The sequence below is a fragment of the Streptomyces sp. NPDC060031 genome (assembly GCF_042736805.1).
In the GTDB taxonomy this organism is placed as follows: domain Bacteria; phylum Actinomycetota; class Actinomycetes; order Streptomycetales; family Streptomycetaceae; genus Streptomyces.
In genome coordinates this window covers 1-2,719 of record NZ_JBHWVM010000196.1, presented here as the reverse complement: position 1 = coordinate 2,719, position 2,719 = coordinate 1, and the positions used below count along the sequence as shown (strand labels likewise).

3 protein-coding genes and 1 pseudogene are annotated in these 2,719 nt (G+C 73.6%); 1 reads left to right on the top strand and 3 read right to left on the bottom strand.

The window, feature by feature from the left end:
- Window positions 1–83 (top strand): annotated as a pseudogene (locus ACFWB8_RS36935) (transposase); the annotation flags it as partial.
- A 256-nt stretch (window positions 84–339) separates the two neighbouring features.
- Here ACFWB8_RS36935 and ACFWB8_RS36930 read toward each other — a convergent pair.
- From ACFWB8_RS36930 to ACFWB8_RS36920, 3 genes are all read right to left on the bottom strand, one after another.
- Complete coding sequence (locus ACFWB8_RS36930; protein WP_030297273.1) at window positions 340–534, bottom strand: hypothetical protein; 195 nt, start codon at window positions 532–534, stop codon at window positions 340–342.
- 157 nt (window positions 535–691) lie between these two features.
- Complete coding sequence (locus ACFWB8_RS36925) at window positions 692–1,147, bottom strand: HD domain-containing protein (protein ID WP_385237664.1); 456 nt, start codon at window positions 1,145–1,147, stop codon at window positions 692–694.
- Window positions 1,144–2,547, bottom strand: a complete 1,404-nt coding sequence (locus ACFWB8_RS36920) for a pyridoxal phosphate-dependent decarboxylase family protein (RefSeq protein ID WP_385237661.1) — start codon at window positions 2,545–2,547, stop codon at window positions 1,144–1,146. Before ACFWB8_RS36920 ends, ACFWB8_RS36925 begins: the two co-directional genes overlap by 4 nt.
- Window positions 2,548–2,719: the final 172 nt, after the last annotated feature.

Sequence of the window (2,719 nt, the reverse complement as noted above, 5' to 3'; positions counted from 1 at the left end):
TCCGCCGCTACATCATCTGGCGAAACCGCCACGCCGATGACCGGCGCCTACGCGCCGTCGTCGACAGGGCAAACGTTGCCTGATCCGGCACTAGCCCACGCAGGCACTCCCCGCGACCGGTCTCTGTGGGTCCAAGGGCCAGAAGGCGCCGTAGAGGGGGACGGAGTTGGAGCTACACGAGGTCCCGGATCCATCCGGCTCGGCGAACTCTTCTGAGCCCCGTCGGCCGCCTCGTCCGCAGATGCGACACCAGGCACGCGGGTTCGATTCCCGTCACCCGCTCCAGACGGCTCAGGGCCAGGTCAGAGGATGTTTCCTCGACCTGGCCCTGATGCGTTTCTAGAGCTTGATGCCCGCGATGGTGTCCGCGAGGGAGTTCAGGAAGCGGTTGACGTCCGGGGCGATCGAGCTGGACGCGAGGAAGAAGCCGAAGAGGACCGCGACGATCGCGGGGCCGGCCTTGATGTGGTTGCCGCGGACGAGCACCACGAGGATGACCGCCAACAGAACCACGACTGACAGCGAAATGGCCACTACTGATCACACCTTCGGTCGTCCCCTGGTCGGCCTGGGGCGCACGGCCGCGCACACCCCCACATGGACCATCCTCCCACCAACAGGCCCCGGCTATCCGCCCCGTGGCGAATCGTCGCCGATACATTTCCGCCAACAACACGTGCACCGGGCATAGTCAGGGCGCGGCGAGGCCGAGCAGCGAGCGGACATAGGCGTACTTCGCGGACAGGCGCTCGCGCGTGGGGGCGTCCAGTACGGACAGGCGCGCCGGGTTCGCGTTGTGCGCGAGGTCGGCCTCTTTGACGAGGAGGGCGCCCGGGGCGGCGAGGATGCGGGCCGCGTACTGCTCGAGCGGTTCGCCCGGGTGCTTGGTGAGGGCCAGGACCATGTCCTTGACCCCTTGCGGGACGTTCATCCCGGCGAGTTCTTCCGCGCTCAGGGCGTCGTCCTCGACGGAGTCGTGGAGCCAGGCCGCCGCCTGCTGTTCGGCGCTGCCGCCGCGGGCGCGGACGCCTTCGGCCACGGCCGCGAGGTGCTCGGCGTAGGGGCGGCCGGCCTTGTCCGTCTGGCCTTCGTGCGCGGCGCGGGCCAGGCTTTCCACCTCGGCGAGGGTCAGGGGCAGGGCCGTCACGTGAGCTCCCTTGCTGCTGTACGGAGGGCCTGTGCGGCCCGGCGTACATCCGCTTGCGTGGTACGCCAGTTGGAGAACGCGGCGCGCAGGGCGGGGGTTCCCGCGTGCACGGTGGGGGTGACGAAGACCTCCCCGGCGGCGGCTTCCCGCAGGGCCGTGAGACGGGCCGGGGTGGGGTCCTGGGCCAGGGTGAAGCAGACGACGTTGAGGCGGACCGGGGCCAGGAGGGTGAACTCGGGGTCGCCCGCGAGCTCTTCGCCGAGTGCGCGGGCGCAGGCGATGTCGCGCTCGACGATCTCGCGGTGGCCCGCGCGGCCGTACGCGCGGAGCGTGAACCAGGCGGCGAGGGCGCGCAGCCGGTGGGAGTTCTCCGGGGTGAGGTGGACCAGGTCGGGGTGGTCGCCGAGGGGGCCGAGGTAGGCGGCGGAGTTCTGGAAGACGCGGGCCTGGAGGTCTTGGCGGCGGGTGAACTGGACGGCGCTGTCGTAGGGGACGTTGAGCCACTTGTGCAGGTCGATGCAGAGGGAATCGGAGGCATCGAGTCCGGCGGTGAGGTGGGCGTGTTCCGGGGAGAGCGCGGCGAAGGCGCCGAAGGCGGCGTCCGTGTGCAGCCAGAAGTCGCGGCGGTCCTTGAGGGCGGCGACGGCGCGCAGGTCGTCGAAGTCGACGGTGTTGACGGTGCCGGCGTTGGCGACGACCACGGCCGGGCCTCGGGTGTCGGCGAGGGCCCGGTCCAGGGCGGCGGGGTCGACCGCCTCGCGGCCGGGCAGGGTCGGGACGGGGACCAGCGACTTTCGGCCGAGGCCGAGGACGGACAGGGCCTTGGCGATGGAGGAGTGGGGGGCGCCCGACAGGACGCGGACCGGGCCGAGCGCGGCCGCGCCGTCCTCGGCGGGCGAGACGCCGGCGCGTTCGCCGAGCCATTCCCGGGCGATGGCCAGGCCGGCGGTGTTGGACATGGTCGCGCCGCTGACGAAGGTGCCGGTGTGGGCGGCGGAGAGGCCGAAGAGCTGGCGGAGCCAGCCCACCGTCTCGCGTTCGAGGTCCTGGCCGGCGCCGTCGAAGGCGGAGTTGGAGTTCTGGTCGTGGGCGGCGGTCAGCCAGTCCCCGGCGAGGGCGGCGGGGGTGGCGCCGCCGGTGACGAAGCCAAGGTAGCGGGGCCCGGCGGAGGCCGACAAGCGGGGCGCCCAGCGCCGCTGGAAGGCGGCCAGGGCCGCGTCCGTGCCGGCGCCGTGCTCCGGGAGGGGCTCGGGGGCCGGTGTGTGCGTGTGCGTGTGCGCCGGGGGCGGCGGTACGACGGGACGCGCGTCCAGCGTCGCGAGGGCGTCGGCGGCGGCGCGGCGGGTGGCGTCGAGGAGTTCGGGGAGACGGGCGAGGTCGGCGGCGAGCGTGCGGTCCATGGGGGCACGGTAGATCGCCCCCCGGTGGGGCGGGCGGGCCAATCACGGCAGCGTGGCCTGCGTGGGGCCCGCGGCGCGGCGGGCAGTGGCCCCCGGGGCGGAGCCGTGGCCGGCGACGCGGCAGGCGGTGGCCCCCGGGGCGGAGCCGCCCCGCAGCGGGCCGGGGCCGGGC